Genomic DNA, 23650 nt, shown 5'->3' on the forward strand with positions numbered 1-23650 from the left:
GGCCTCGGCCGCCGCGGCGCGCAACACGGGCGAGATGTCGTCCCCCCGGTCGATGGCGGCGGCAGCGGTGTCCAGCGCCGCCGCTGTTTGCGCATCCCCCGCGCGCGGCACGCGGCCCGCCCGTTCCGACCGGAGCCAGAGCATCAGCCCGACCTGCCCCGACAGAAGCCAACGGGTCGCCCGCGCGCTCCTGCGGGCGCGGCGGGAGCCAGCAGTCGCGGTGTCCAGCGTATCCTCGATCGACGCCATTTCGGAGAGAAGGGCCGTCGCCTCCCGCGCATCGGCAGGCACGCCGCGGAGCGTGGCGGCAGCCGCCGACAGCAGGCGACGGGTCAGCGCCCTGACGCGGGCATATGGCTCCGACCCATCGGCGGCGCGACCGAAGACCCAGCCGACGGCCAGCGCGATGGCAACACCGACAAGCACCGTCGCCATCCTGTCCAGCCCGAGGTGCAGCACATTCTCGGGGTGTCCGGTATCCAGCAGCGCGACCATGGCCGCGGAATAGCCCGCCAGCATGGCGCCATAGCCCGCGAACCCCCGGATGACATTCCCAAGCCCGGCGCAAAGCCCCAGCCACAGCGCGATTCCCACGACGAGAACCACCATGTCCCCGCCAGAGACGACCATCAGCCCCATGCCGAACAGGGCGCCGACCACGGTCCCCAGAAACCGGTTGGCGGCTTTTTCCAGAAGCTGGCCCCGCACCGGCAGCGCCGCCGCCCAGACCGACATGGCCGACCATTGCGGATGCTCGAGCCCCAATGCCCAGGCCGCAACAAGCGACATACAGGCTGCAAGCGCCGTCAGTCCGGTAAAGCGGAGACGCGCCGCATCGATGCCCAGACGGGAAAGGAGGCGGGCCATCACCGCTCCTCCTGCTGCATGCGGGCGATGCGGCGGTCGATGTGGTCCATCGCCTCCAGAAGACGCATGAGGTCATCGGGGCCGAGATCCTCAAGCATCTCACGCTCCGTTCGCTCCAGAACGGCCTCGATCCGCTGGACCGCCGTCTCCCCCGCGGGGGTGAGATAGAGCCGGCGGGAGCGGCGGTCGACCGGATCGGGCCGGCGTTCGAGCAGCCCCCGCTCCGACAGGATGTCAAGCAGCCGCACCAGGCTCGACCCGTCGATGCCCACACGCTCCGCAAGCTCCTTCTGGCTGATCCCGCCCCCCGACAGGCTGAGGTGCACGAGGGGGGGCCAGGTTGCATCGGCCATGCCGATCCCGGCCAGACGCAGGTCAAGCTCGCGCCGCCAGCGGCGTGCGGTGCGGGAAAAGACGAAACCGAAACGGGAGAGAGGAGTATCATGACGCATACTAATAATATGTCATAAAACTAGTTTGGATTCAATCCATTTGAATGCCACTATGTCAACAGCCGCACGAAGACAGAGATGATGGCCGCATTCGCAAGGTCGATGAAAAACCCGCAAACCAGCGGGACGATGACAAAGGCCGCATGCGCGGCCCCGTATTGCCGCGCCACCGCCGTCATGTTGGCGATGGCCGTGGCCGTGGAGCCGAGCGTGATGCCGCCGAAGCCCGAGGAAATCACCACGCTCTCGTAATTCCGCCCCATCGCGCGGAACACGACGAAGACCGTGTAGATCAGCGTCAGGGCGATCTGCACCGCCAGCGCAACCGTCACGAAACCCAGAACCTCCGCGAGCGCCCAGGGCTTCAGTCCCATGAGCGCCATGACCAGGAACAGCCCCAGCGCCAGTTCCGACAGAAGCGCCATCGCGCGCCGCATCCCGGGCCACTGGCGGCTCACCCGGCCCCGCAGCCTGCCCGGAAGCAGCGCCCTGACGAGAATACCGGCGAGAAGACAGCTGACAAATGCGGGAAGCGTGACGCCTGTGAGCGAGATCACGCCATGCAGCGCCCGCCCCGCCATCACCGTGACATCCAGCAGCAGGACTGCCCATAGCACCGACATGTAGTCGAGCGGCGGCGGATTCTGATGCGTGGCGCCGATTTCCAGACGTCTGTCCTCAGAGGGGCGCACCCGGTAGCGGGTCATCAGAAAGGCCGCCATCGGCCCACCGATGAGACAGGCCGCGATCAGCCCGACCGTATTGGAGGCCACACCCAGCTCCATCGCCGCGGCGATGCCGTGCTGCGTCTCCAGAATCGGCGCCCAGGCGAGGGTGGTTCCCACGCCGCCTGTCAGCGGGATGGAGCCGACCAGCAGCCCCTCCAGCGCGGGACGACCGAAGGCCAGCGCGACCAGAACCCCGGCGATGTTCTGGATGACCATGAAGGCCACCGAAATGCCTGTCAGCACCAGCAGGGGGCGGCCGCCCTCCCGCAACGCCCGGATATCGGCGTTCAGCCCGATCCCGGCAAAGAATACGAGCAGAAGGAAATCCCGCGCGCCAAGCTCCATCTCCACGTCGATCCCCCAGCACATGTGGAGGATCGTGACGACGGCGATGAAGGCCAGCCCGCCCGCAACCGCCTCGGGGATGGAATACCGGCGCAGCAGCGACCAGCGCAAAGTGAGTATCTTCCCGACGATGAGCAGGAACACCGCCAGAGTGAACGAGAGATGCGCATCGACCTGCAACACCTGAAGTTGCATGAAGCTATCTCCGCTGACCGCCATTCGGGAAAGCGTAGGACCGGGACCGGAAGCTGGCAAGGGAGCCGTCGCCGAACCCGCGACGTCGGTTGCCGGCGGCAGGCCCGCAACCGACGCGCCGCGGGCGGGCGGGCGGACGTCTGTCAGGCATCTGACCGCCTGACAGACAACCCGCCCTTGACCCTGACGGAGAGCGGAGCCAAGACTGCGCGGGGCCGCAGCCTGCGGCGCATCTGCTGACCTGCATTCGGATGAGAGGAACCATCATGCCTGCCTATACAGACGTCCAGCTCCACATCGACGGCGCCTGGTGCGATGGCACGGGCGGGTGGATCCCCGTCGTCGATCCCGCGACGGAGGAAGAGATCGGCCGCGTCGCCTGGGCCAAACAGGCGGATCTGGACCGCGCGCTTGCCGCCGCGGAGAAGGGTTTTGAGATCTGGAAGAACACCGGCGTCATGGACCGGGTGAAGGTCATGCGCAAGGCCGCGGCGCTGCTGCGGGAGCGCGCCGACGATATCGCCTGGAAGATGACCCGCGAACAGGGCAAGCCGCTTGCCCAGGCCAAGGGTGAGATCCTCGCCGGCGCGGAAACCATCGAATGGTTCGCCGAGGAAGGCCGCCGCACCTATGGTCAGGTCATCCCCTCCCGCCAGCCGGGGGTGATGCAGATCACCATGAAGCTTCCCGTCGGGCCGGTCGCGGCCTTCACGCCCTGGAACTTCCCGATCAACCAGGTGGTGCGCAAACTCTCCGCCGCCGTGGCGACAGGCTGCTCCATCATCGTGAAGGCGCCGGAGGAGACGCCCTCCTCTCCCGCCGAACTGATCCGCTGCTTCATCGATGCGGGCGCGCCTGCGGGCGTCATCAACCTTGTTTACGGGGTGCCTGCGGAGATCTCCGAATACCTCATCCCGCATCCGACCATCCGCAAGGTGACCTTCACCGGCTCCACCCCCGTCGGCAAACAGCTCGCAGCGCTCGCCGGGCAGAGCATGAAACGTGCGACGATGGAGCTTGGTGGCCATGCGCCGGTCATCGTGGCGGAGGACGCGGATATCGAGAAGGCGATCTCGCTGATGTCCGTGCACAAGTTCCGCAATGCCGGGCAGGTCTGCGTCTCGCCCACCCGTTTCCTCGTTCAGGAGAAAGTGGCCGACGCCTTCATCGACGGCTTCACCGAAGCGGCGAAGGCTGTGAAGGTCGGCAACGGGCTGGAAAAGGGCATGGACATGGGCCCGCTCGCCAATGAGCGCCGCATTCCAGCCCTTCAGGCGCTGATCGGCGATGCCGTGGAGCATGGCGCGCGGCTGACCACGGGCGGCCAGCGGATCGGCAACAAGGGCTACTTCTTCGAGCCGACCGTGCTGGCCGATGTGCCGACCGAGGCACGGATCATGAACGAGGAGCCTTTCGGCCCCGTTGCGGTCGTGAACCGGTTCGGCGATCTGGACGAGGCGATCGCGGAAGCCAACCGCCTGCCCTACGGGCTTGCCGCCTATGCCTTCACCCGCGCCTCCGCCACGGCGGACCGGCTGTCGCGCGAAGTGGAATCCGGCATGCTGGCGATCAACCATCTTGGCCTTGCCCTGCCGGAAGTTCCGTTCGGCGGCATCAAGGATTCGGGCTACGGCACGGAGGGCGGCTCGGAAGCGCTGGACGCCTATGTGGAAACCCGCTTCATCACGCGTCTGGGGTAAGCACGGGCGGTGAACAAGGCGCGGGGGACGCCCCCCGCGACCCCCGGCGGAGAGACAGGGCGCGATATCCGTCTTTTGCGCCAGGTCCCCCGCCCCCTGCGCCCCTTCCCGCCGCTCGCGCCCCTTCCCGCCGCTCGCGTCACGTCCCGCCTCTCGCGTCACGTCCCGCAGGGGTTTCTCCCGGGGAGAGCACCGTGATTCACGTTCGTGAAGGCAGCGAGATGAGGAGAGGGCGCGTCGATCTGACCGATTTCGGGCTGGATCGCGATCCAGCCCTCGCCTCCGGCTGATGCGCGCGGAGGCAGCTCCTTTTGGGCCTGCTCCCGGAGCCTTTGCTTGCTGCTGGCAAAGGTGAGGATAGAGGATCGCCGCGTGTGGAGCAGGCCGCTCTGGCAAAACGGACAGGGCGCCGTGGGCGAATATTTCCGCGCGCTCCGGCAGCCGCCACAGCCGCCACAGCCGCCACAGCCGCCACAGCCGCCACAGCCGCCACAGCCGCCACAGCCGCCACAGCCGCCACAGCCGCCACAGCCGCCACAGCCGCCACAGCCGCCACAGCCGCCACAGCCGCCACAGCCGCCACAGCCGCTGACGCGTGGCGGATCATCCAGGCACGTATTCCGCAAGGGGGTATCGGAGGCTGCCGGCGCGAAATCCGATGACCCATCGTCGTCGAACCGGGTGCATCAGCGCGTCACCAACGGTCAGGAAAAGGAGTCCGGTCACCTGTGCACGGGGCGCTCCTGGGGGCGGGCGGACCATGAAAATCCATCGGACGGTGGATGGCCCGGGCCGGGGGAAGCGGCTGAACGACAGTCCCGAGGCAGACGACCGGCCACCTGCATGACCGGGGCAGCGGGGCAGCGGGGCAGCGGGGCAGCGGGGCAGCGGGGCAGCGGGGCGGACCGCGCCGACCAAGTCAACAACAACGGTGGGCTACTGGGGCACCGTATGAATAAAGCAGCAAGCTGGTAACACCCTGTCCGCCGGACGCCGCGAGCTATCGGCTACCGCAGAGGCCTCTCTCCCAAGACCTCGACTCGCCGTGCCCCCCTCAGCGCATTACGGGCCGAAGACCGCTCACTTCCCCAGAAGCTCCATCCGCCGGGTGAGGCCTTCACGGCAGCGCTGAACCATGAAGTCCACGAACAGGCGGATCTTCGGATCGCGGAGACGGCGATGCGGGGTCAGGCAGGAAAGCTGGATGGCAAGCGGGGGCGTCGCCTCCGCCACCGCCACCAGCGCGCCGGAGGCAAGGTGTCGGGCCACCTCGAACACCGGCTTCATCACGATGCCCCGGCCCGCCAGTGCCCAGCCCGTGAGCACGTCGCCGTCATCGCTCTCATAGGGGCCGGAGACCTGGAACCGCTCCGGCCCCTCCGGTGTCATCAGCGTCCAGCGAAACTCCCGCGCGCCCGGAAAGCGCAGGTTGAGGCAGGCATGGCGATCCCGGACCAGCGCCGCGCCATCCGCCGGATTTCCCCGCGCCGCGACATAGGCCGGCGCCGCACAGAGAAGCCGCGGACATTCGGCGATCACCCGCACCTTCAGCTCGCTGTCCTCCAGCCGACCGAGATGAAAGGCCACATCCAGCCCCTCTCCCGCCATGTCCACCCCCCGGTCGCTCAGCCGCATGCGGATATCGACACGAGGATGCATGTCATGGAATTCCGGCACGAAAGGCGCGATCAGCCGCCGCCCCACCCCCAGCGGAGCCGCGACGAACACCGTGCCCTGAGGGGTATTGGCGGCGTCCCGCACCTCCGCCTCCGCCGCCTCCATCGCCTCCAGAAGCCGCAGCGCGCCTTCATAGAAGATCCGGCCCGACTCGGTCGGCGTCAGGGTCCGGGTCGTGCGGTTGAACAGCCGGGTATCGAGATGCCGCTCCAGATCGGAAATCCGCGCCGATGCGACGGCGGGGGAGGTGCGCTGATCCCGTGCTGCCGCACTCATGCTGCCCAATTCATAGACACGGACGAACATGCGGACGTTCTCGACATAGGCCATGGGTTATTTTGCGCCGGATTTTGAAAGTGCTGGGAGATTTATCGAATTAACAGGAAGGTCGTCCCCGGTATAGCCTGCCCGGCGCATAGCCGGGAGTTTGCCAATGTTCGATCTGACCGTCCTCGGGGAATGGCTGGAATTTGCCATCCGCTGGCTTCACGTGGTGACGGCGATCGCATGGATCGGATCGTCCTTCTATTTCATCGCGCTCGACCTCGGCCTGCAAAGGGCGCCGGGCATGCCGGAAGGCGCGCATGGGGAGGAATGGCAGGTCCATGGCGGCGGCTTCTACCATATCCAGAAATATCTCGTGGCGCCGGAGCGGCTGCCCGAGCACCTCACCTGGTTCAAATGGGAGAGCTACTTTACCTGGATGTCGGGCTTCGCGCTGCTGGCCGTGGTCTATTATCACGGCGCGTCGCTGTTCCTCGTCGATCCGTCGGTGGCGGATATCCCGGCCTGGGGGGCGATCCTGATCTCGCTCGGCTCGCTCGGCTTCGGGTGGCTGGCTTATGACCTGATCTGCAAATCGAAATTCGGCGATGACAACACGCGGCTGATGATCCTGCTCTACGTGCTGCTGGTCTGCATGGCCTGGGGATATACGCAGGTCTTTTCAGGTCGTGCGGCGCTGCTGCATCTGGGCGCCTTCACCGCGACGATCATGTCGGCCAACGTGTTCATGATCATCATTCCGAACCAGAAGATCGTCGTGGCAGACCTGAAGGCCGGCCGCACGCCCGATCCGAAATACGGCAAGATCGCCAAGCAGCGTTCGACCCACAACAACTACCTGACGCTGCCGGTCATCTTCCTGATGCTGTCGAACCACTATCCGCTCGCCTTCGCCACCGAATACAACTGGCTGATCGCGAGCCTCGTGTTCCTCATGGGGGTGACGATCCGTCACTACTTCAACACGATGCACGCGCGGAAGGGTCAGCCCAACTGGACCTGGGCGGTGACGGCGGTGATCTTCCTCATCATCGCCTGGCTTTCCACCGCGCCCATGTTCCGCACCGATCCGCCGGATGAGGTGCTGCTGCAGGGCGGGGCCGCGAAATTCGCGCAGGCGGAGGGGTTCCAGCAGGTCTCCGACATCGTGATGGGGCGCTGCTCCATGTGCCACGCGGCGGAGCCGGGCTATGAAGGGATCCTGTGGGCGCCGCGCGGCGTGCGGCTGGACACGCCCGGCCATATCGCGCGGCAGGCCAAGGACATCTACCTGCAGGCGGGCATCACCCATGCGATGCCGCCCGCCAACGTCTCCTTCATGGAGCCGGAGGAGCGCGCCCGGATCATCGCCTGGTATCGCGCCGCAAACGGGTCCTGACTTCGGGCCAGTTACTTAGGGCCAGTACCTCGGGCCAGACTATTTCAGGCGGGCATTGCTTCAGGCCAAGTTACCTCAGGCCAAGTTACTTCAGGCCAAGTTACTTCAGGCAGGCCGAAACCGTATCCGCCAGACCCGTCATCAGGTCGGCGTAAAGCGCGGCCCCCGGCTCCAGCCGGCTGCCCTCCGGGTCCAGCGCGCCGCCTATCTTCACGGTCGTCCCTTCGGTCAGCAGTCTGAGATAGGCGGGGTCGTGGTTGGCCTCCGGGAAGATGCAGGCCGCATCCGCGATCTCTCCGCGCAGCGCGCTCAACCGCTGGGCGCCGGGCGTCGCCGCCTCTCCGTCCGAGACCGTGGCGAGGATGTCGAGCCCGTAATGGGCCGCGAAATAGCCGTAGGCGTCATGGAACAGCACGATGGGCCGGTCCTTCGCCACGGCCAGTTCCGCCTTCAGTCGTGCGTCCAGCGCGGAGACACGCTCCTTCGCGGAGGCGGCGTTGCGCGCATAGGTTGCCGCATGCTCCGGGTCGAGGCGCGACAGTTCCGCCGCGATCGCCTCCAGCCAATGCGCGGCATTCGCGGGGTCGAGCCAGGCGTGGGGGTCAAGGCCCTCATGGTGATGGCCCTCATGGTGATGGCCGGCATGATCATCGCCCGCGGCATGATCCGTCTCATCACCGTCATCATTATGACCGTGGCTATCGTGCCCGTGTCCCTCTTGATCGTGACCATGGTCGTCATGACCGTCGGCATGACCGTCCTCCCCAAAGCTCCGCACTTCGGTTCCGGGCGCGTGCAGGAGCGCAAGGGCGGGCGTCTTGCCGATGCCCCGCGCCATCCACGGCGACATCTCCGGCCCGATCCAGACCACGAGATCCGCCGACCCCAGCGCCCGTGCCTGCGAGGGCCGGAGCTGGAAGTCGTGCGCATCCGCCCCCCGGTCGAGGAGCAGCACCGGCTCCGCCACGCCCTCCATCACCTGCGCGGCCAGCGAATGCACGGGCGGGATGTCCGTGACCACGGTAGGCGCAGCGGTGGCGGGCGCTGCAAAGGCGGTCAGCAAAGGTATGAGGTAGCGCATCCGGTTTCTCCTTGCGGTCGCTCTGCAAGTGCATATGTTATTCTGTAACGCTTCGTATTGAGTTATAATATAACATGTCAAGCACAGAAACGCCCGGGCCGCGCGCCTTTGCGGATCATGACCACTCCCACTGCACCGGCGATCTCCTCGCCCGGGCGGAGATGCTTGCCCTCGAACACGGCGTGCGGCTTACCCCGGTGCGCCGGAGAACGCTCGAAATCCTGCTCGAAGCCCATCGCGCCATGGGGGCCTATGACGTGCTGGAGCGGCTGGCGGCGGAGGGGTTCGGCAAGCAGCCCCCGGTGGCCTATCGCGCGCTGGAATTCCTGGTGGAGAACGGGCTTGCCCACCGCGTGCGCCGCCTGAACGCCTTCACCGCCTGCATGAGCCCCGGCAAGGACCACGCGCCGGTATTCCTGATCTGCGAGGGCTGCGGCACGGTCGCGGAAACGCCTGGCGAGACGGTTCGCGCCGCGCTGGAAGCCGCGGCCGGGGATTTCGTCGTCCAGCGGTCCAGCATCGAGGCGGTCGGCCTCTGCCCCGCCTGCCGGAGCGCGGCATGAGCCTGCTCACCGCGCGATCCCTGAATGTAAGCTACGGCGGCGCGCCCGTGCTGACCGGGGTGGATTTCGCCATCGAGCCGGGCGAGATCGTGACCGTGATCGGCCCGAACGGCTCGGGCAAGTCCACGCTGCTCAAGGCGCTGCTCGGCGCCATCCCCTCCACCGGGAGGGTCACCCGCGCGCCGGACCTCACCATCGGCTACGTGCCGCAGAAGCTGCATGTCGATACCGGCATGCCCATGACCGTGCGGCGGTTTCTGTCGCTTCCCCGCCCCGTCACCGATACCGAGGCCTCAGCGATGCTGGAGCGGGTGGGCGTGCCGGGCCTTGGTGGCCGGCAGCTTTCCGCTCTCTCGGGCGGACAGTTTCAGCGGGTGCTGCTGGCCCGCGCCCTGCTGTCCCGCCCGAACCTGCTGATGCTCGACGAGCCGACACAGGGGCTGGACCAGCCGGGAACAGGCGCCTTCTACCGGCTGATCGAAACGGTCCGGCAGGAAACCGGCGCGGCGGTGCTGATGGTCAGCCACGACCTGCACGTGGTCATGGCGGCTTCCGACCGGGTGATCTGCCTGAACGGGCATGTCTGCTGCGAGGGGGCACCCCGGCACGTCTCCACCGCGCCGGAATACCGGGCGCTGTTCGGCGACGGCACCGGCGGCACCATGGCGCTTTACCGTCACCATCATGACCACGACCATGACCACGGCGGCGATGACGGACAGGGTCACGATCACCCGCATGACCACGGCCATCATGACGGCGAGAGGAAACATGCTTGACCCCTTCCTGATCCGCGCGGCCCTTGCGGGCCTGGGCGTCGCGGCGGCGGCGGGGCCGCTCGGCTGTTTCGTCGTCTGGCGGCGGATGGCCTATTTCGGCGACGCGACCTCCCATGCCGCGATCCTCGGAGTTGCGTTGTCGCTGGCGCTGACCCTGCCGGTGCAGGCGGGGATCCTGCTGGTGGCGCTGCTGGCCGCGCTTGCGGTCTCCACGCTGGCGGCGCGGGGCTGGGCGCTGGATACGACGCTCGGCGTCATCGCGCATTCGGCGCTGGCCTTCGGGCTGGTGGCCGTGTCGTTCCTGCCGGTGCGCGTCAGCCTCGACGCCTATCTGTTCGGCGATATCCTCGCCGTAAGCTGGGGGGATGTGGCGACGATCTGGATCGGCGCGGCGTTGACGCTGACGCTGATCGGGCTGCGCTGGAACGCGCTGGTGCTGACCACGCTGTCGGGCGATCTGGCGGTGGCCTCGGGGCTCCGCCCGGACAGGGAGCGGCTGGTGCTGACCATCGCGCTCGCTCTGGTGGTGGCGCTGGCGATCAAGGTGGTGGGTGCCCTGCTGATCGCCGCCATGCTGCTCATCCCGGCCGCGACCGCCCGCGGCATTGCCCGGACGCCGGAATCTGCGGCGCTGACCGCCGTCGCGGCGGGCGCCGTGGCGACGCTGGCGGGGCTTTGGGCCTCCTTCCGGCTGGACACGCCCGCCGGCCCCTCCATCGTGACCGCCGCGACGCTGATCTTCGCCGCAACCGCCCTGATCCGCCGGAAAGCCTAGCAGGCTGCCGAAAAGGCCGGGCCCCTCCCCGGGCTTGCATTGAAAGCGGGAAAATCTATCCGGTCACACGCAAAACGTGCAGTTTCCGGGGCGCGCCTCACCAATGTGGAGACGATCTCCGCCCCGGCGCAACCGCGGAATGCTTCCTCAGCAGCCTGCTGGCAGACGGCCGCAAATCCGGGGTCACGGCCACCGCACTCCGGGAAATCAACGCCGGTGTCGGCGAGTTGCAGTGAAACAGGCACCCTTTCAGGAGCCCGTCCCACCGCAAAGCCCTTTGAACCCGCCCGTCAGGCCACCTGACCGAGCAGGATATCCCCGTAAAGCTCCCGCAGCTTCGCCTTCACCACCTTGCCCGTCGCGCCGAGCGGCAGGCTTTCGACGAAGATCACGCGGTCCGGCACCTGCCATTTCGCCACCTTGCCGTCGTAGAAGGCCAGCAGATCTGCCTCCGTCACCTCGACGGCGGGCCGCTTCTGCACGATCAGCACCGGCCGTTCGTCCCATTTCTCATGGCGCGCCGCGATGGCCGCGGCATTGGCCACGAGCGGATGGGCGATGGCGATGTTCTCCAGCTCCACGGTGGAGATCCACTCTCCCCCCGACTTGATGATGTCCTTCGCCCGGTCGCGGATGATCATGTAGCCATCCTCGTCCAGCGTGGCGATGTCGCCCGTATCGAACCACCCGTCGAAGGTCAGCGCGGATTTCTCCTGCCCGAAGTAGTTCTGGATGATCCAGTGACCGCGGATCTGAAGCTGGCCCTGCTCCTCCCCGTCATTGGCGAGGATATGCCCCTCCGCATCCACGACGCGCAGATCCACGCCGAAGGGCGGGCGTCCCTGCCCCTGCCGGATCGCTTCCTTTTCTGCGTCGCTCAGATGCTGGTGCTTCTGCTTCAACTGGTTGAGCGAGCCGATCGGGCTTGTCTCCGTCATCCCCCAGGCGTGGATCAGTTCCACCCCGTAGCGGTCGCGGAATATCTTTATCATGGAGGGCGGCAGGGCCGATCCGCCGACGATGGTGCGCTGCAGGCTGAGGGAGGTCTCGCCCGCCTTTTCCAGCGCGCCGAGCAGCCCCATCCAGATCGTCGGCACACCGAGCGCGACGGTCACTTCCTCCGCATTGATGAGCCTGACGAGGCTCTCGCCATCCAGCCCCGGCCCCGGCAGCGCCATCTTGCAGCCCATCGCCGCCGCGACATAGGGCACACCCCAGGCGTTGACGTGGAACATCGGGACCACCGGCATCACCGTGTCGGACCCCTTGAGCGCCAGCCCGTCCGGTTGGTTCGCGCCATAGGAATGCAGCACCGTGGAGCGATGGGTGTAGAGCACGCCCTTCGGATTGCCCGTGGTGCCGGACGTGTAGCAAAGGGAGGAGGGGCTGAGTTCGTCGAACTCCGGCCATGTGTAACCGTCGTTCCCTTCCGCCACCAGGTCGTCGTGGAAGAGCAGCCCCTCGACCATCGCGGCCGCTTCTTCCTCCCGTGGCCCCATCAGGACGACACCCCGGAGCGTCTGAAGCTCCGGCAGCACCTTGGCGATCAGCGGAAGGAAGGTCCGGTCCACGAAGATCAGCCGGTCGCTGGCGTGGTTCATGATATAGATGAGTTGATCGGGCGGCAGACGCGGGTTCAGCGTGTGGCAGACCATCCCCGCCCCAGCGATGCCGTAGTAAAGCTCCAGATGCCGGCGGTTGTTCCAGGCCAGGGTGGCGATACGGTCGCCGCGCTCGAACCCCCGCGCCTCCAGCGCCGAGGCAAGCCGCCGCGCATTGGCCTCCACCGTTGCCCAGTCGGAACGGTCGATCCCGCCCGCCGTCTCCACCGAGACGATCTCCGTATCACCGTGCCAGCGCGCCGCATGTTCGATCAGGCTGCTGATCAAGAGCGGCTTGTACATCATTCCGCCGAGCATCCAGTAATCCTCCCCCTTGGACCGGATGCGCCCCTTCGGGCGCCTCATTCCGCATTTTGTGGCACGAATGCCGGCAAAACCACCAGAACTTCATTGTCGCGTTGCGGAGGGTTCGGCGTATTCCGTTGGGTCACGCGGCGCAGGTTCAGTCGTGCTTCGCCGCATCGAAGGCGGCCTGCTGTGCGGCACCGGCCTCCTGCTGATGCTGCGCTTTCCAGTCCTCGTAAGGCATCCCGTAGAAGGCCGTGCGCGCCTGCTCCTTGTCCATCGGGATGCCCCGCGCTTCCGCCGCTTCCTGATACCAGCGCGACAGGCAGTTGCGGCAGAACCCGGCAAGGTTCATCAGGTCGATGTTCTGCACCTCGGGATGCGCGGCAAGATGGTCGCGAAGCGCGCGAAAGGCCGCAGCCTCCAGTTCGATACGGGTTTGGTCGTCCATGTTCATCCTCCAATAGTTGTATCGTTTGTGTGCAGATGGGTTTCGATCTTCCGGCAGAGCGCCTCCGGGTTCCGCTCACGAGGTTCCCTTAGACAGATCCGCCTTAGCAGGTTGCTGCAAAAGGCTTTTGGGTCTGCGTTGGAGCGGAGATCATTCGCAATCTGACGAAATCCAGCGCGAAATCCGGACATTTCGGGAGCATACCGGGGCCGATTTACAGATTTCCAGAGCTTAGGCGTGAGACTTCATAATTTTTTCAGCAGCCTGCTGGACGCATCCCCTCAGACGGCGGAGTCGGCAAGGGCGTCGGTGAGCAGCGGCGCCAGCCGCTCCGCCCAGCCGCGTTGCCCCTCCGCCTCCCGGACAAGATCGTTGCGGACTTCGATCAACGTGTTGGCTCGCCCCTGTGCAAGCGCGTGCCGGTCGATCGAATCCCCCGGCAGGTGCCCCGCATAAGGCTCATTGTCGCCGATGCAGAGATCGCTTTCCCGCCGCAGCCGCGCCAGCACCGCCTGCGAAAACGCATCCTCTCCGGCATGGAGCACCCCCAGATGCCACGGCCGCGGCTCCCGCCCCTGAAGTCTGGGGGTGAAGCTGTGAATGGCGAGGATCACGGTATCCTCCCGCCGCGCCGCCAGCGCCTCCAGCGCCATGTGATAGGGCCGGTGATAGGCGGTGAGCCGGCGCTCCACCTCCGCCGCGTCGGCATGTCGGTTCGCGGGAATGATCGTGCCGTCGTAGAGCTTCATCAGCAGGGTCGGATCATCCTCCCCCCGGTTCGGGTCGATGACGAGGCGGGAAAAGTTCGACAGGATCACCGGTGCGTCCAGAAGCTCCCCCAGCCGCGCGCCCACGCCCGCAGCGCCCACATCGTAGGCGATGTGGCGCTGCATGTCGGCGGAAGCGATGCCCAGATCACCGCCGTTGACGGCATCCGGCACCGTATTGGCCGCGTGATCCACCGTGACGAGCCATCGGGACGGGCGATCCGCGCCAAGAATGTGATAGGGCTGGTATGTCATTCGGGCCTCCGAGAGCGGACCATAGATCCGCCTCCGCCAAACGACCAGTTGCCGCAACGCCGCAATGGGGCAATAGTGCGCCCGAACAAGCCCGTTAGCGCGAACGAGGACAGATGAGACGCCAACGCAACGTTAAAATCGTGGCCACGCTTGGCCCTTCCTCCAGCGATTACGAGACGATCCGAGCGCTTTTCGAGGCGGGTGCGGACGTGTTCCGCCTGAACATGAGCCATGGCAGTCAGGCAGAACAGGCCGCGCGCCACGCCATCATCCGGCAGGTGGAGACGGATATCGGCCGCCCGATCGGCATTCTCGCCGACCTTCAGGGCCCGAAACTGCGCTGCGGGGTATTTGCGAACGCCTCCGAAGTGCTGGAGGAAGGCGCGGCATTCCGCTTCGACCTCGACCCCGCTCCGGGCAACCAGCAGCGGGTGTGCCTTCCCCATCCGGAGATTTTCGCGGCTCTCGAACCCGGTGCGACCTTGCTGGTCAATGACGGCAAGATACGGCTCTCCGTTACCGCCTGCGGCGTGGATTACGCCGATTGCACGGTGATCGCGGGGGGAGCCATCTCCAACCGCAAGGGCGTGAACGTGCCGGATGTGGTGCTCCCGCTTGCTGCCCTGTCCGAGAAGGACCGGGCCGATCTGGAGTTCGCCTGCGCGCTTGGCGTGGACTGGCTCGCGCTCTCCTTCGTGCAGCGGCCCGCCGACGTGACGGAGGCGCGGGAGCTGGCGAGAGGCCGGGCGCTGATTCTGTCCAAGATCGAAAAGCCTGCCGCCGTGAAGGCGCTGAACGAGATTCTGGAGGTGTCGGACGGCATCATGGTCGCCCGCGGCGATCTGGGGGTTGAACTGCCCGTCCAGAACGTGCCGCCGATCCAGAAGCGCATCGGGCGGAAGTGCCGGGCCGCGGCCAAGCCGGTCATCATCGCGACCCAGATGCTCGAAAGCATGATCGAATCGCCCATGCCGACGCGGGCGGAGGTGTCCGACGTCGCGACCGCGATCTATGAGGGCGCGGATGCCGTCATGCTCTCCGCCGAAAGCGCTGCCGGAAAATACCCGGTCGAGGCGGTCCGCACGATGAACGCCGTGGCGGAGGAGGTGGAGACCGATCCGACCTATCGCGAGATCATCGAAAGCTCCCGGAAGGTGCCCCATCCGGGCCGGGCGGAAAGCATCGTCGCCGCTGCGCGCCAGGTGGCGGAATCCACCGAGCTTCAGGCGATCTGCTGCTTCACCCAGACGGGGCGGTCGGCGCGGCTGGTGGCCCGCGAACGCTCGCGCGTGCCGCAGATCGCCATGACCATGACGCCGCAGGTCGCGCGGCAGCTCTGCCTCACCTGGGGCACCTACTGCGTGATGACGGGGGAGCTTGACCGGTTCCGCACGGCGGTGCTGAACGGGGTGCGCGCGGCCATCAACCACGGCTTTGCCAGCCCGCAGGACAATATCATCGTCATCGCGGGCGTGCCCTTCAACACGCAGGGCACGACCAACATCCTGCGCATCGCGCCCTGCGAGGTGCGCCAGATCATGAAGGTGGAGGAGGACGCGGAATAGCGCGTCCTCCCTTTCCGCCCGTTGATCCCGGAGCCGAGGCGACTTCGCTTCCGTCGCGCCCCCTGTCCTGAACGGATGGAATCCTGAACCGGGGGGTGCGACATGATCCGTGCTTACCGGCGATCCCGGCACGCGGCTGAAAAAGGCATTCCGGGTTTATACTGAGGCGGAGATCTTTCCCCACATTGTTGTAGAGCGCCCCGAGAACCGCAAGTTTTGGCTCGGAAGCGGTCCGGTTTCTGTCTTTCCGGGGAGGTGCGCGAGTTTTTCAGCAGCCTGTCAGGGCGTCCGCACCGCAAGGCGCGACGGATTTCCGGGAAAATGCCGCATCGCCCTTGTCTCCCCCGCCGGTCCCGTGTATGCGGCCCCTTCCGAAATCGTGCGGCCGGCCAGTGTGGCATGCCGAGTCGCGCGGAAGACCACTCGAAAGAGGAGATGGAAATGCCCAAGATGAAGACCAAGTCTGCCGCCAAGAAGCGGTTCTCGATGACCGCGACGGGCAAGGTAAAAGCCGGTCCCGCCGGGAAACGCCACGGCATGATCAAACGCTCGACGAAATTCATCCGCGAAGTGACGGGGACGATGATCCTGTCCGATTCGGATGCGAAGATCGTCAAGAAATACATGCCGTACGATCGCTGAGGGAGGCTGACAGATGGCACGCGTCAAATCCGGCAAGGTCACCCACGCCGCTCACAAGAAAGTCCTGAAGGCCGCGAAGGGCTACTACTCCGCCCGCTCGCGCAACTTCCGCACCGCCACGCAGGCGGTGGACAAGGCGAACCAGTACGCAACGCGCGACCGGAAGGTCCGCAAGCGGAACTTCCGCGCGCTGTGGATCCAGCGCATCAACGCCGCCGTGCGGCTTGCCGATGCCGATATGACCTACTCGGTCTTCATCAACGGCCTCGCCAAATCGGGGATCGAGGTGGACCGCAAGGTGCTCGCCGATCTCGCCGTGCATGAGCCGGAAGCCTTCGGTGCGATCGTGGAAAAGGCCAAGGCCGCTCTGGCCGCCTGATCCCGCCCGCACGTTCGGACAGCCATGAAACCCCCGGAGCCTCCGCTCCGGGGGTTTTTTCACGTCTCGTGGGCCTCCTCCATGCATTCCCCTGCACGCCTTCCTTGACAGCCCAAAACGTTTTGGAGAGACTTCTCGTCGGAGGAGCCATGACAAACCTGCGCGAACTCGCCGAATCCCTCAACCTGTCGATCACCACGGTGTCGCGGGCGCTGGACGGCTATTCCGACGTGGCGGAGGCGACGCGGAACCGCGTGCGGCAGGCGGCGGATGCGGCGGGCTACCGCCCCAATGCCTCGGCCCGGCGGCTCCGGCGTCAGCGGGCGGAGCTCGTGGCCGTTCCGCTCCCCATCGCTGCGGGCCGGATCGGGACGCCGCACCTGCTCGACCTGCTGTCCGGCTGTGCGGAGCGGCTGGCGCAGGAACGGCTCAACCTCATGATCGCCCCGGTCCCGAAGGGGGAAAGCGAGATCGACATCTGCCGCCGTTTCGTGGACGGGCGGCGGGTGGATGCGATCCTGCTGGTCCGCACCCGCAGACAGGATGAGCGTGTGGCCTTCCTGCAAGCCCGCGGTGTGCCGTTCGTGACGGACGGACGGACGGAGAATGCCCAGCCGCACCCGTGGCTCGACGGCGATGGCGAGGACGGCTTTCGCCGCGCGACGGAGCGGTTCATCGCGGACGGGCATCGCCGGATCGGTCATGTCGCCGGCAATCAGGATTTCTTCTTTGCTCATGCCCGCGCGACGGGCTGGCAGGGCGCAATGGCGGCAGCGGGCCTTCCCGCCGATCTGCTGGCGGTGGGGGAGCTGTCGGAACAGGGCGGCTTCGACGCGGCGCAGGCGCTGCTCGCCACGCAGGATCCGCCGACGGCGCTTCTGTGCACGACGGATGAAATGGCCATCGGCGCGCTTGGCGCGCTGCGCGCCGCGGGACGTTCCGCGGCGGTGGTGGGGCACGACAACCTGCCGCTCGGCGCCTTCACCCATCCGTCGCTCTCCAGCATGAGCATGCAGGGCGAGGCGCTGGGGCACCGGGTGGCAGAGCTCATCATCGGCGCCATGGCCGGACGCCCTGCGGCGGAACTTCAGGATCTGCGCCCCGTCCGCTTCGTGGACCGGGAAAGCCATCTTTGGCCGGGCAAGGCCAATCAAGGGAGGGAGACATCATGACGACTGCAACCCGCAAGGGGCTGGCGCTGGCCATCCTCGCCGCGACGACGGCAAGCGCCGCACCGGCGGAGACGATATTCCTGTCCACCCAGCTCCGCCCGATCGAGGAGGCGACCGCCGTCCGGCAGGAGTTGCTGAAAGGTCTCGACGGTGTGGACTACGTGGTGGAGGAACCGCCGCAATTCGCCGTCCGCATGGCGGCGGAGGCGGAGGCCGGAAAACACACCATCAGCCTCGTCGGCGCAACGCATGGCGAGCTTGCCCCGCTGGCGGACCGGAACATGCTCACCCCGCTCGACGACATCGCCGCGGCGCTGAAGGACAAGGGGATCACCCCCGCGCTGATGGATCTCGGCAAGCTCGGGCACGACCACCAGCAGTATATCCCTTGGATGCAGGCGACCTATGTCATGGTCGCCAAGCAGGAGGCGCTGGAATTCCTGCCCGAAGGCGCGGATCTGAATGCGCTGACCTATGAGCAGCTCATCGCCTGGGGCAAGGCCATGCAGGAGGCGACGGGGCAGGCACGGATCGGCTTCCCCGCCGGGCCGAAGGGTCTCTTCTCCCGCTTCTTCCAGGGCTATCTCTACCCCTCCTACACCGGCGGCGTGGTGCGGACTTTCAAGTCCCCGGAGGCCGTGAAGGGCTGGGAGATGATGAAGGCGCTCTGGGCCGTGACCAATCCCTCCTCCACCAATTACGGGTTCATGCAGGAGCCGCTGCTCGCCGACGAGGTATGGGTCGCCTGGGATCACGTCGCGCGCCTGAAGGAGGCCGTCGTCTCCATGCCGGATCAGGTGAAGGTCTTCCCCGCCCCCGCAGGTCCGAAGGGCCGGGGTTACATGCCGGTCGTCGCGGGACTGGCCATACCGCAGGGCTCGCCCGATGTGGCCGGGGCGGAGAAGGTCATCGCGCATCTCGTCACGCCCGAGGTGCAGCTCATGACCGCGGAGAAGGTCGGCTTCTTCCCGACCCTTTCCGTGCCGCTGCCCGAAGGCGGCGATCCCGGCATCGCGGCGATGGCTGCAGCCGTCACCGCCACGCAGACGGCGAGCGACGGGATGATCTCTCTCCTGCCGGTCGGGCTGGGCGACAAGGGGGGTGAGTTCAACAAGGTCTACACCGACACCTTCCAGCGCATCGTCCTGAACGGAGAGGATATCCAGGCCGTGCTGGACGCGGAGGCCAAGGCGCTGAGCGGCCTCATGGAGACGACAAAGGCACCCTGCTGGGCGCCGGATGCGAAAAGCGACGGACCCTGTCCGGTGGAATGAGCGATGAGTGCCGCGCCCCCTGACATGACGGCACCGGCGGATCGCGCCGCCCTCCCCGGCGCGCCGCTGTCCCGGCGGATCATCCCTCCCCCCTGATCCGTCAGAGACGGACGGCGGGCGGTTCGCCGCCCGCCGGACCCCGGGCTCGCATCAGGCCCCCGGCCTCCCGCATCAGGCCCCATACCGGCCCCCGTATAAGCTCCCTCCCCGCAACCCGGAGACCCGCAAACCCCTTCCCGGAAACCTCCCGGTCGAGACCCCCGCTTCGCCGGCCGGTGTGCATTCCCGCCACTGTCGCTGGTCCCTTCTGACCTGAAACGTCGCCCGGGAAGCCCCTTCACGCAGGATACCATGCCCGAAAGACGCTGGACCCCCTATCTGCTCATCCTGCCCGCCAGCGTGTTTCTGGTGGTGCTGTTCCTCATCCCGCTGGTGCAGACGGTCTGGCTGGCCTTCTCCGACGGCGGGCAGCCGACGCTCGACCATGTCCGGCGGATGGCGGGAGATCTGAACTTCGCTCCGGCGCTTCGCAATACGCTACTGCTGACGGCGATCGTCGTTCCCGTGCAGGTGGCGTTGTCGCTGCTCATGGGCACGATGGTGGCCAAGATCGGGCGGGGGCGGGAGACGATCCTGTGGATCTGGACGATACCGCTTGCGATATCCGATCTGGCGGCGGGGCTGGTCTGGCTCTCCATCCTGCAGAACTCGGGTTATCTCAACAGCCTGCTCTACATGCTGGGCGTGATCCCGCGGCAGACGGCCTGGCTCACCTATCAGACGCCGGTCGCGCTGTTCTTCGGCGTGGTCGCGGCGGAGATCTGGCGCTCCACCGCCATCGTGCTCATCGTGATCGTCGCCGGGCTGAACCAAGTACCGAAGGATTTCGGCGAGGCGGCCGCGGTCTTCGGCGCGTCGCGCTGGACGCGGTTCACCAAGATCACCCTGCCGCTCATCCGTCCGGCGCTGCAATCCGCGCTCATCCTGCGCACCGTTCTGGCGTTCGAGGTGTTTGCGGTCGTCTATGCGCTCGGCGGACGGAACTTCCCCGTGCTGATGGGCGAAACCTACGTCTGGCAGCACGACAACCAGAACTACGCGGTGGCGGGGGCCTATGCCGTGCTGATCATGGTAATCTCGCTCGCCGCGACATTCGTTTACCTGAAAGCCATCAAGGTTGACCCGGAGCGGCTGCCATGAGCGATACCCCCGTGACCGCCGCCCCTCCCAGCGTGCCTGCCGCGCGCCGCCTGCTGTTCTGGGCCGGGATCGCCGCGCTCTGCGCCTGGGTTCTGGTGCCGATCTATCTGCTTGCGCTCGGCGCCTTCGGAGGCAGGCAGGGAGTTTATCAATGGCCCAAGACCATCCTGCCCACCAATGTCTCGCTCGATGCGTTCATGGTCTTTCTCCAGACGGAGGGGCTGATCACGGCCCTGCTTAATTCGCTCTGGGCGGCGGGGATCACGGTGCTGCTGTCGCTGCTGCTGGGCGCGCCCGCCGGCTATGCGCTCGCCCGCTACGACTTTCGCGGCAAGAACCTGTTCCGGGTGATGGTGCTGCTGACCCGCGCCTTCCCGCTGGCGGTTCTGGCCCTGCCGCTCACGGTGTCCTACATCCGGCTCGGTCTTTATGACACGGTGCTGGGCGTCGGGCTGATCCACACCATCCTCGCGCTGCCCTTTGCGGCGCTGGTGACGCAGGGCATCTTCATGGGCGTCCCCCGGGAGCTTGAGGAGGCCGCATGGGTCTTCGGCTGCTCGCGGCTGAAGGCGTTCTTCCGCATCGTCGTGCCGCTGGCGCTGCCCGGATTCGCGGCGACGGCGGTCTTCGCCTTCGTCATCTCGTGGAACGAGGTGTTCGCCGCCTCCGTCCTGACCGTCCGCAACCGGACGCTCACCGCCTATCTGCTCACCGTCCTGTCGGAAAGTCCGCTGCATTACCGCTTTGCGGGCGGGCTGCTGCTCATCGTGCCCTCCGTCGCGTTCATCTTCGCCGTCCGGCGTTACCTGTTCGCGATCTGGGGCGTTTCGTCGAAATGACCGGAAGACCCATTCATGGCTGATATCGTCATCGACCGCATACGGAAGCGTTTCGGCGCGACCGACGCGCTGAAGGAAGTGTCCCTCACCGTCCGGGACGGAGAGTTTGTCTCCCTCCTCGGTCCCTCCGGCTGCGGCAAGACCACGCTGCTCCGCATCGTCGCGGGTCTGGAAACGGCGACCGCCGGGGATGTCCGCATCGGCGGCCGCTCCGTCCTCGGGTTGGAACCGAAGGACCGGGGACTGGCCATGGTGTTCCAGAACTATGCGGTGTTTCCCCACATGACCGTGCGGGAGAACGTGGCCTTCGGTCTCAGGATGCAGAAGGCGGAGGAGGCCCGCGTGACCGCGCAGGTCGCCCGGGCTGCGGCGCTGCTGCATATCGAGCCCTATCTGGACCGCTATCCGAACAAGCTCTCGGGCGGCCAGCGGCAGCGGGTGGCGGTGGCGCGGGCGCTTGCCGTCGAACCGGCGGTGCTGCTGATGGACGAGCCGCTCTCCAACCTCGACGCGCTGTTGCGGCTGGAGATGCGGACGGAGCTGAAGCAGGTGCTGGCGGAGGCCGGAACCACCACGCTCTATGTCACCCACGACCAGACGGAGGCGATGGGCCTGTCCGACAGGATCGCGGTGATGCACGACGGTGTAGTGGAGCAGATCGGCTCGCCCGTGGAGATTTACGACCGGCCCGCGACGCGCTTCGTCGGCGGCTTCATCGGCAATCCGCCCATGAACTTCCTGACGCTGCCCGTGGAGGGCGGTGCGGTGGCGCTCGGCGGTTTTCGTGTCGCTGCCCCGCCCGGATCGGGCGCGGCCGTGACGCTCGGCCTGCGCGGAGAAGCCGTCCGGCGGGCAAGGGCGGGCGAGGGTCTGCCGATGACCGTCCGCGTGGCCGAACCGATGGGTTCCCACCTCCTCCTCACCGGCACCATCGCCGGAGAGCCGGTCCGCGTGAGCCTGCCGCCCGGAGAGAACATCCGACCGGGGGAGGAGATCGCCCTTGCCCCGGACATCGCCCGCCTTGTCTGGCTCTCGCCCGAGAGCGGACGCAGCCTTTCAGCCTGACCGGACATTCCCATGACACCCGATCACATCGCCGCCGCCAAGGCCGTCCTCGCCCGCAACGACAGGGGCGGATATACCCTGCCGACCGATCGGCTCTATCCCTTCCAGTGGAACTGGGATTCCGCCTTTGTCGCCATGGGGTTCGCAACCTATGACGTTGACCGGGGCTGCCGCGAGCTGGAACGCCTCGCGGAGGGGCAGTGGCCGGACGGCATGATCCCGCAGATCGTGTTCCACCAGCCAAGCGACAGCTACTACCCCGGACCCGAGGTCTGGCGTACCGGGAATGCCGTGGCCACGTCCGGCATTACCCAGCCGCCGGTTTTCGGCATGGCGGTCCGCGTGCTGCAGGAGCGGGGCGCCCCGGAGGCCCGCATCCGCCCGCTGTTCGAGGCGGCGCTCCGCTGGCATCGCTGGTGGTATTCGGCCCGCGACCCGGAGGGGACGGGCTTCGTGGCATTGCTCCACCCATGGGAAAGCGGATCGGACAATTCGCCCGCATGGGATGAAGCGCTCTCCCGCGTGCCCACGACCACGCGGGAACCGGTGCGTCGCAAGGACACCGGCCATGTGGACCCCGCCATGCGGCCGCGGGATGAGGATTACCAGCGGTTCATCCACCTTGTGGACACCTACGCGGAGTGCGGCTGGGAACCGGCGCGGCAGTGGGCGGCCGCGCCCTTCCGCATGGGCTGCGTGCAGACGACCGCGATCCTGCTGAAAGCGGGGGAGGATCTGCTGAAGGTGGCAGAGGCGCTGGCCCTGCCGGAAGCGGGGGAGGAGCTTCGCGCGATGACAGCCCGCTCCCGCGCGGCGCTTCTGTCCCGCTGGTCGCCGGAGCATCGCCGCTTTCTCATCCGCGACCTGATCGCCGGAACCGATGTAGCCACGCCCACGCAGGCGGGGTTCATCCCGCTCCTCGCGCTTGATCTGCCCGCCGACATCCGCGATGAGGCGGTGGCAGAGATGCGGCAGTGGATGCAGGGCCTCCGCGTGGCCTTCCCCACGACGCCCGCCGACAGCCCGGCCTATGAGCCGCGCCGCTACTGGCGGGGGCCCGTCTGGCCCATCATCGACTGGCTGCTCGCCGCAGGGCTTGACCGGAACGGGGTGCCGGACCTGGCCCGGACGCTCCGCATCTCCGTCAGCCGGGCGATGGAAACCGCGGGTTTCGTCGAATATTTCCACCCGGGCACGGGAGAGGGGCTGGGCGGACAGGGCTTCTCCTGGAGCGCGGCCGCCTACCTGCATTTCCGCGCCCTGACCGCCTGATCCCGCTCCGTTTCCGCGCGGCTTTCGGTCCGACGGG

Annotated in this window: 22 protein-coding genes; 14 read left to right on the plus strand and 8 right to left on the minus strand. The window is 66.9% G+C overall.

Annotated elements, in window-relative coordinates; all coding sequences use genetic code 11:
- The 3 genes from CDV49_RS15695 to gltS form a co-directional block, all read right to left on the minus strand.
- A partial coding sequence (locus tag CDV49_RS15695) for an FUSC family protein (protein ID WP_179209239.1) occupies nt 1-867 on the minus strand: 867 nt, incomplete at its 3' end.
- Nucleotides 867-1319 carry a MarR family winged helix-turn-helix transcriptional regulator gene (locus CDV49_RS15700; protein ID WP_088216360.1) on the minus strand — a complete coding sequence of 151 codons (453 nt, stop codon included), beginning with the start codon at nt 1317-1319 and terminating at the stop codon, nt 867-869. The genes CDV49_RS15700 and CDV49_RS15695, both read right to left, overlap by 1 nt.
- 50 nt (nt 1320-1369) lie before the next feature.
- The gene (gene gltS / locus CDV49_RS15705) at nt 1370-2587 is read right to left on the minus strand and encodes a sodium/glutamate symporter (RefSeq protein WP_256947373.1); all 1218 of its coding nucleotides are present in this window, start codon (nt 2585-2587) and stop codon (nt 1370-1372) included.
- A 266-nt stretch (nt 2588-2853) separates the two neighbouring features.
- On the opposite strand from gltS, the gene CDV49_RS15710 reads away from it, so the two are divergent.
- The gene (locus CDV49_RS15710) at nt 2854-4287 is read left to right on the plus strand and encodes an NAD-dependent succinate-semialdehyde dehydrogenase (RefSeq protein ID WP_088216361.1); all 1434 of its coding nucleotides are present in this window, start codon (nt 2854-2856) and stop codon (nt 4285-4287) included.
- A 1080-nt stretch (nt 4288-5367) separates the two neighbouring features.
- Here the strand turns inward: CDV49_RS15710 and CDV49_RS15720 are convergent.
- Nucleotides 5368-6294 carry a LysR family transcriptional regulator gene (locus CDV49_RS15720; protein WP_088216362.1) on the minus strand — a complete coding sequence of 309 codons (927 nt, stop codon included), beginning with the start codon at nt 6292-6294 and terminating at the stop codon, nt 5368-5370.
- Between the two features lie 103 nt (nt 6295-6397).
- Here CDV49_RS15720 and CDV49_RS15725 point away from each other — a divergent pair, with 103 nt between their 5' ends.
- Nucleotides 6398-7627 (plus strand): urate hydroxylase PuuD, encoded by a 1230-nt coding sequence (locus CDV49_RS15725; protein WP_088216363.1) that lies wholly within the window; start codon nt 6398-6400, stop codon nt 7625-7627.
- 100 nt (nt 7628-7727) lie between these two features.
- On the opposite strand, the gene CDV49_RS15730 is transcribed toward CDV49_RS15725, so the two are convergent.
- The gene (locus CDV49_RS15730; RefSeq protein WP_088216364.1) at nt 7728-8708 is read right to left on the minus strand and encodes a zinc ABC transporter substrate-binding protein; all 981 of its coding nucleotides are present in this window, start codon (nt 8706-8708) and stop codon (nt 7728-7730) included.
- A gap of 74 nt (nt 8709-8782) precedes the next feature.
- Between CDV49_RS15730 and CDV49_RS15735 the strand changes: the two genes are divergently transcribed.
- From CDV49_RS15735 to CDV49_RS15745, 3 genes are read left to right on the plus strand one after another with little or no spacing between them, the layout of a single operon-like run.
- A complete protein-coding gene (locus CDV49_RS15735; protein ID WP_088216365.1) occupies nt 8783-9271 on the plus strand; it encodes a Fur family transcriptional regulator in 489 nt (162 codons plus the stop codon).
- The gene (locus tag CDV49_RS15740; RefSeq protein ID WP_088216366.1) at nt 9268-10050 is read left to right on the plus strand and encodes a metal ABC transporter ATP-binding protein; all 783 of its coding nucleotides are present in this window, start codon (nt 9268-9270) and stop codon (nt 10048-10050) included. The genes CDV49_RS15735 and CDV49_RS15740 overlap by 4 nt, the downstream gene beginning before the upstream one ends.
- Nucleotides 10043-10825, plus strand: coding sequence for a metal ABC transporter permease (locus CDV49_RS15745; protein ID WP_088216367.1), 783 nt, complete (start codon nt 10043-10045; stop codon nt 10823-10825). The genes CDV49_RS15740 and CDV49_RS15745 overlap by 8 nt, the downstream gene beginning before the upstream one ends.
- Nucleotides 10826-11115: 290 nt before the next feature.
- Here the strand turns inward: CDV49_RS15745 and CDV49_RS15750 are convergent, their stop codons facing one another.
- The 3 genes from CDV49_RS15750 to CDV49_RS15760 form a co-directional block, all read right to left on the minus strand.
- The gene (locus CDV49_RS15750) at nt 11116-12744 is read right to left on the minus strand and encodes a long-chain-fatty-acid--CoA ligase (RefSeq protein WP_088216388.1); all 1629 of its coding nucleotides are present in this window, start codon (nt 12742-12744) and stop codon (nt 11116-11118) included.
- A 145-nt stretch (nt 12745-12889) separates the two neighbouring features.
- A complete protein-coding gene (locus CDV49_RS15755; RefSeq protein WP_088216368.1) occupies nt 12890-13183 on the minus strand; it encodes a DUF1244 domain-containing protein in 294 nt (97 codons plus the stop codon).
- 281 nt (nt 13184-13464) lie between these two features.
- Nucleotides 13465-14205, minus strand: coding sequence for an N-formylglutamate amidohydrolase (locus tag CDV49_RS15760; RefSeq protein ID WP_088216369.1), 741 nt, complete (start codon nt 14203-14205; stop codon nt 13465-13467).
- Nucleotides 14206-14318: 113 nt separating this feature from the next.
- On the opposite strand from CDV49_RS15760, the gene pyk reads away from it, so the two are divergent.
- The 9 genes from pyk (at nt 14319) to CDV49_RS15805 (ending at nt 23613) form a co-directional block, all read left to right on the plus strand.
- Complete coding sequence (pyk, locus tag CDV49_RS15765) at nt 14319-15770, plus strand: pyruvate kinase (RefSeq protein ID WP_088216370.1); 1452 nt, start codon at nt 14319-14321, stop codon at nt 15768-15770.
- 441 nt (nt 15771-16211) lie between these two features.
- On the plus strand, nt 16212-16412 hold the full coding sequence (gene rpmI, locus CDV49_RS15770; protein ID WP_035743468.1) for a 50S ribosomal protein L35: 201 nt from the start codon (nt 16212-16214) through the stop codon (nt 16410-16412).
- 13 nt (nt 16413-16425) lie between these two features.
- Nucleotides 16426-16791 (plus strand): 50S ribosomal protein L20, encoded by a 366-nt coding sequence (gene rplT / locus CDV49_RS15775; protein WP_088216371.1) that lies wholly within the window; start codon nt 16426-16428, stop codon nt 16789-16791.
- Between the two features lie 149 nt (nt 16792-16940).
- The gene (locus CDV49_RS15780) at nt 16941-17963 is read left to right on the plus strand and encodes a LacI family DNA-binding transcriptional regulator (RefSeq protein ID WP_088216372.1); all 1023 of its coding nucleotides are present in this window, start codon (nt 16941-16943) and stop codon (nt 17961-17963) included.
- On the plus strand, nt 17960-19237 hold the full coding sequence (locus tag CDV49_RS15785) for an ABC transporter substrate-binding protein (protein ID WP_088216373.1): 1278 nt from the start codon (nt 17960-17962) through the stop codon (nt 19235-19237). The genes CDV49_RS15780 and CDV49_RS15785 overlap by 4 nt, the downstream gene beginning before the upstream one ends.
- Nucleotides 19238-19588: 351 nt before the next feature.
- On the plus strand, nt 19589-20437 hold the full coding sequence (locus CDV49_RS15790; protein ID WP_088216374.1) for a carbohydrate ABC transporter permease: 849 nt from the start codon (nt 19589-19591) through the stop codon (nt 20435-20437).
- Nucleotides 20434-21276: a carbohydrate ABC transporter permease gene (locus tag CDV49_RS15795; RefSeq protein WP_088216375.1), complete on the plus strand. Its 843-nt coding sequence runs from the start codon at nt 20434-20436 to the stop codon at nt 21274-21276. Before CDV49_RS15790 ends, CDV49_RS15795 begins: the two co-directional genes overlap by 4 nt.
- 15 nt (nt 21277-21291) lie before the next feature.
- The gene (locus CDV49_RS15800; RefSeq protein WP_088216376.1) at nt 21292-22341 is read left to right on the plus strand and encodes an ABC transporter ATP-binding protein; all 1050 of its coding nucleotides are present in this window, start codon (nt 21292-21294) and stop codon (nt 22339-22341) included.
- A 12-nt stretch (nt 22342-22353) separates the two neighbouring features.
- On the plus strand, nt 22354-23613 hold the full coding sequence (locus tag CDV49_RS15805) for an MGH1-like glycoside hydrolase domain-containing protein (RefSeq protein WP_088216377.1): 1260 nt from the start codon (nt 22354-22356) through the stop codon (nt 23611-23613).
- Nucleotides 23614-23650 lie beyond the last annotated feature (37 nt).

Source organism: Haematobacter genomosp. 1 (genome assembly GCF_002196855.1).
Lineage (GTDB): Bacteria > Pseudomonadota > Alphaproteobacteria > Rhodobacterales > Rhodobacteraceae > Haematobacter.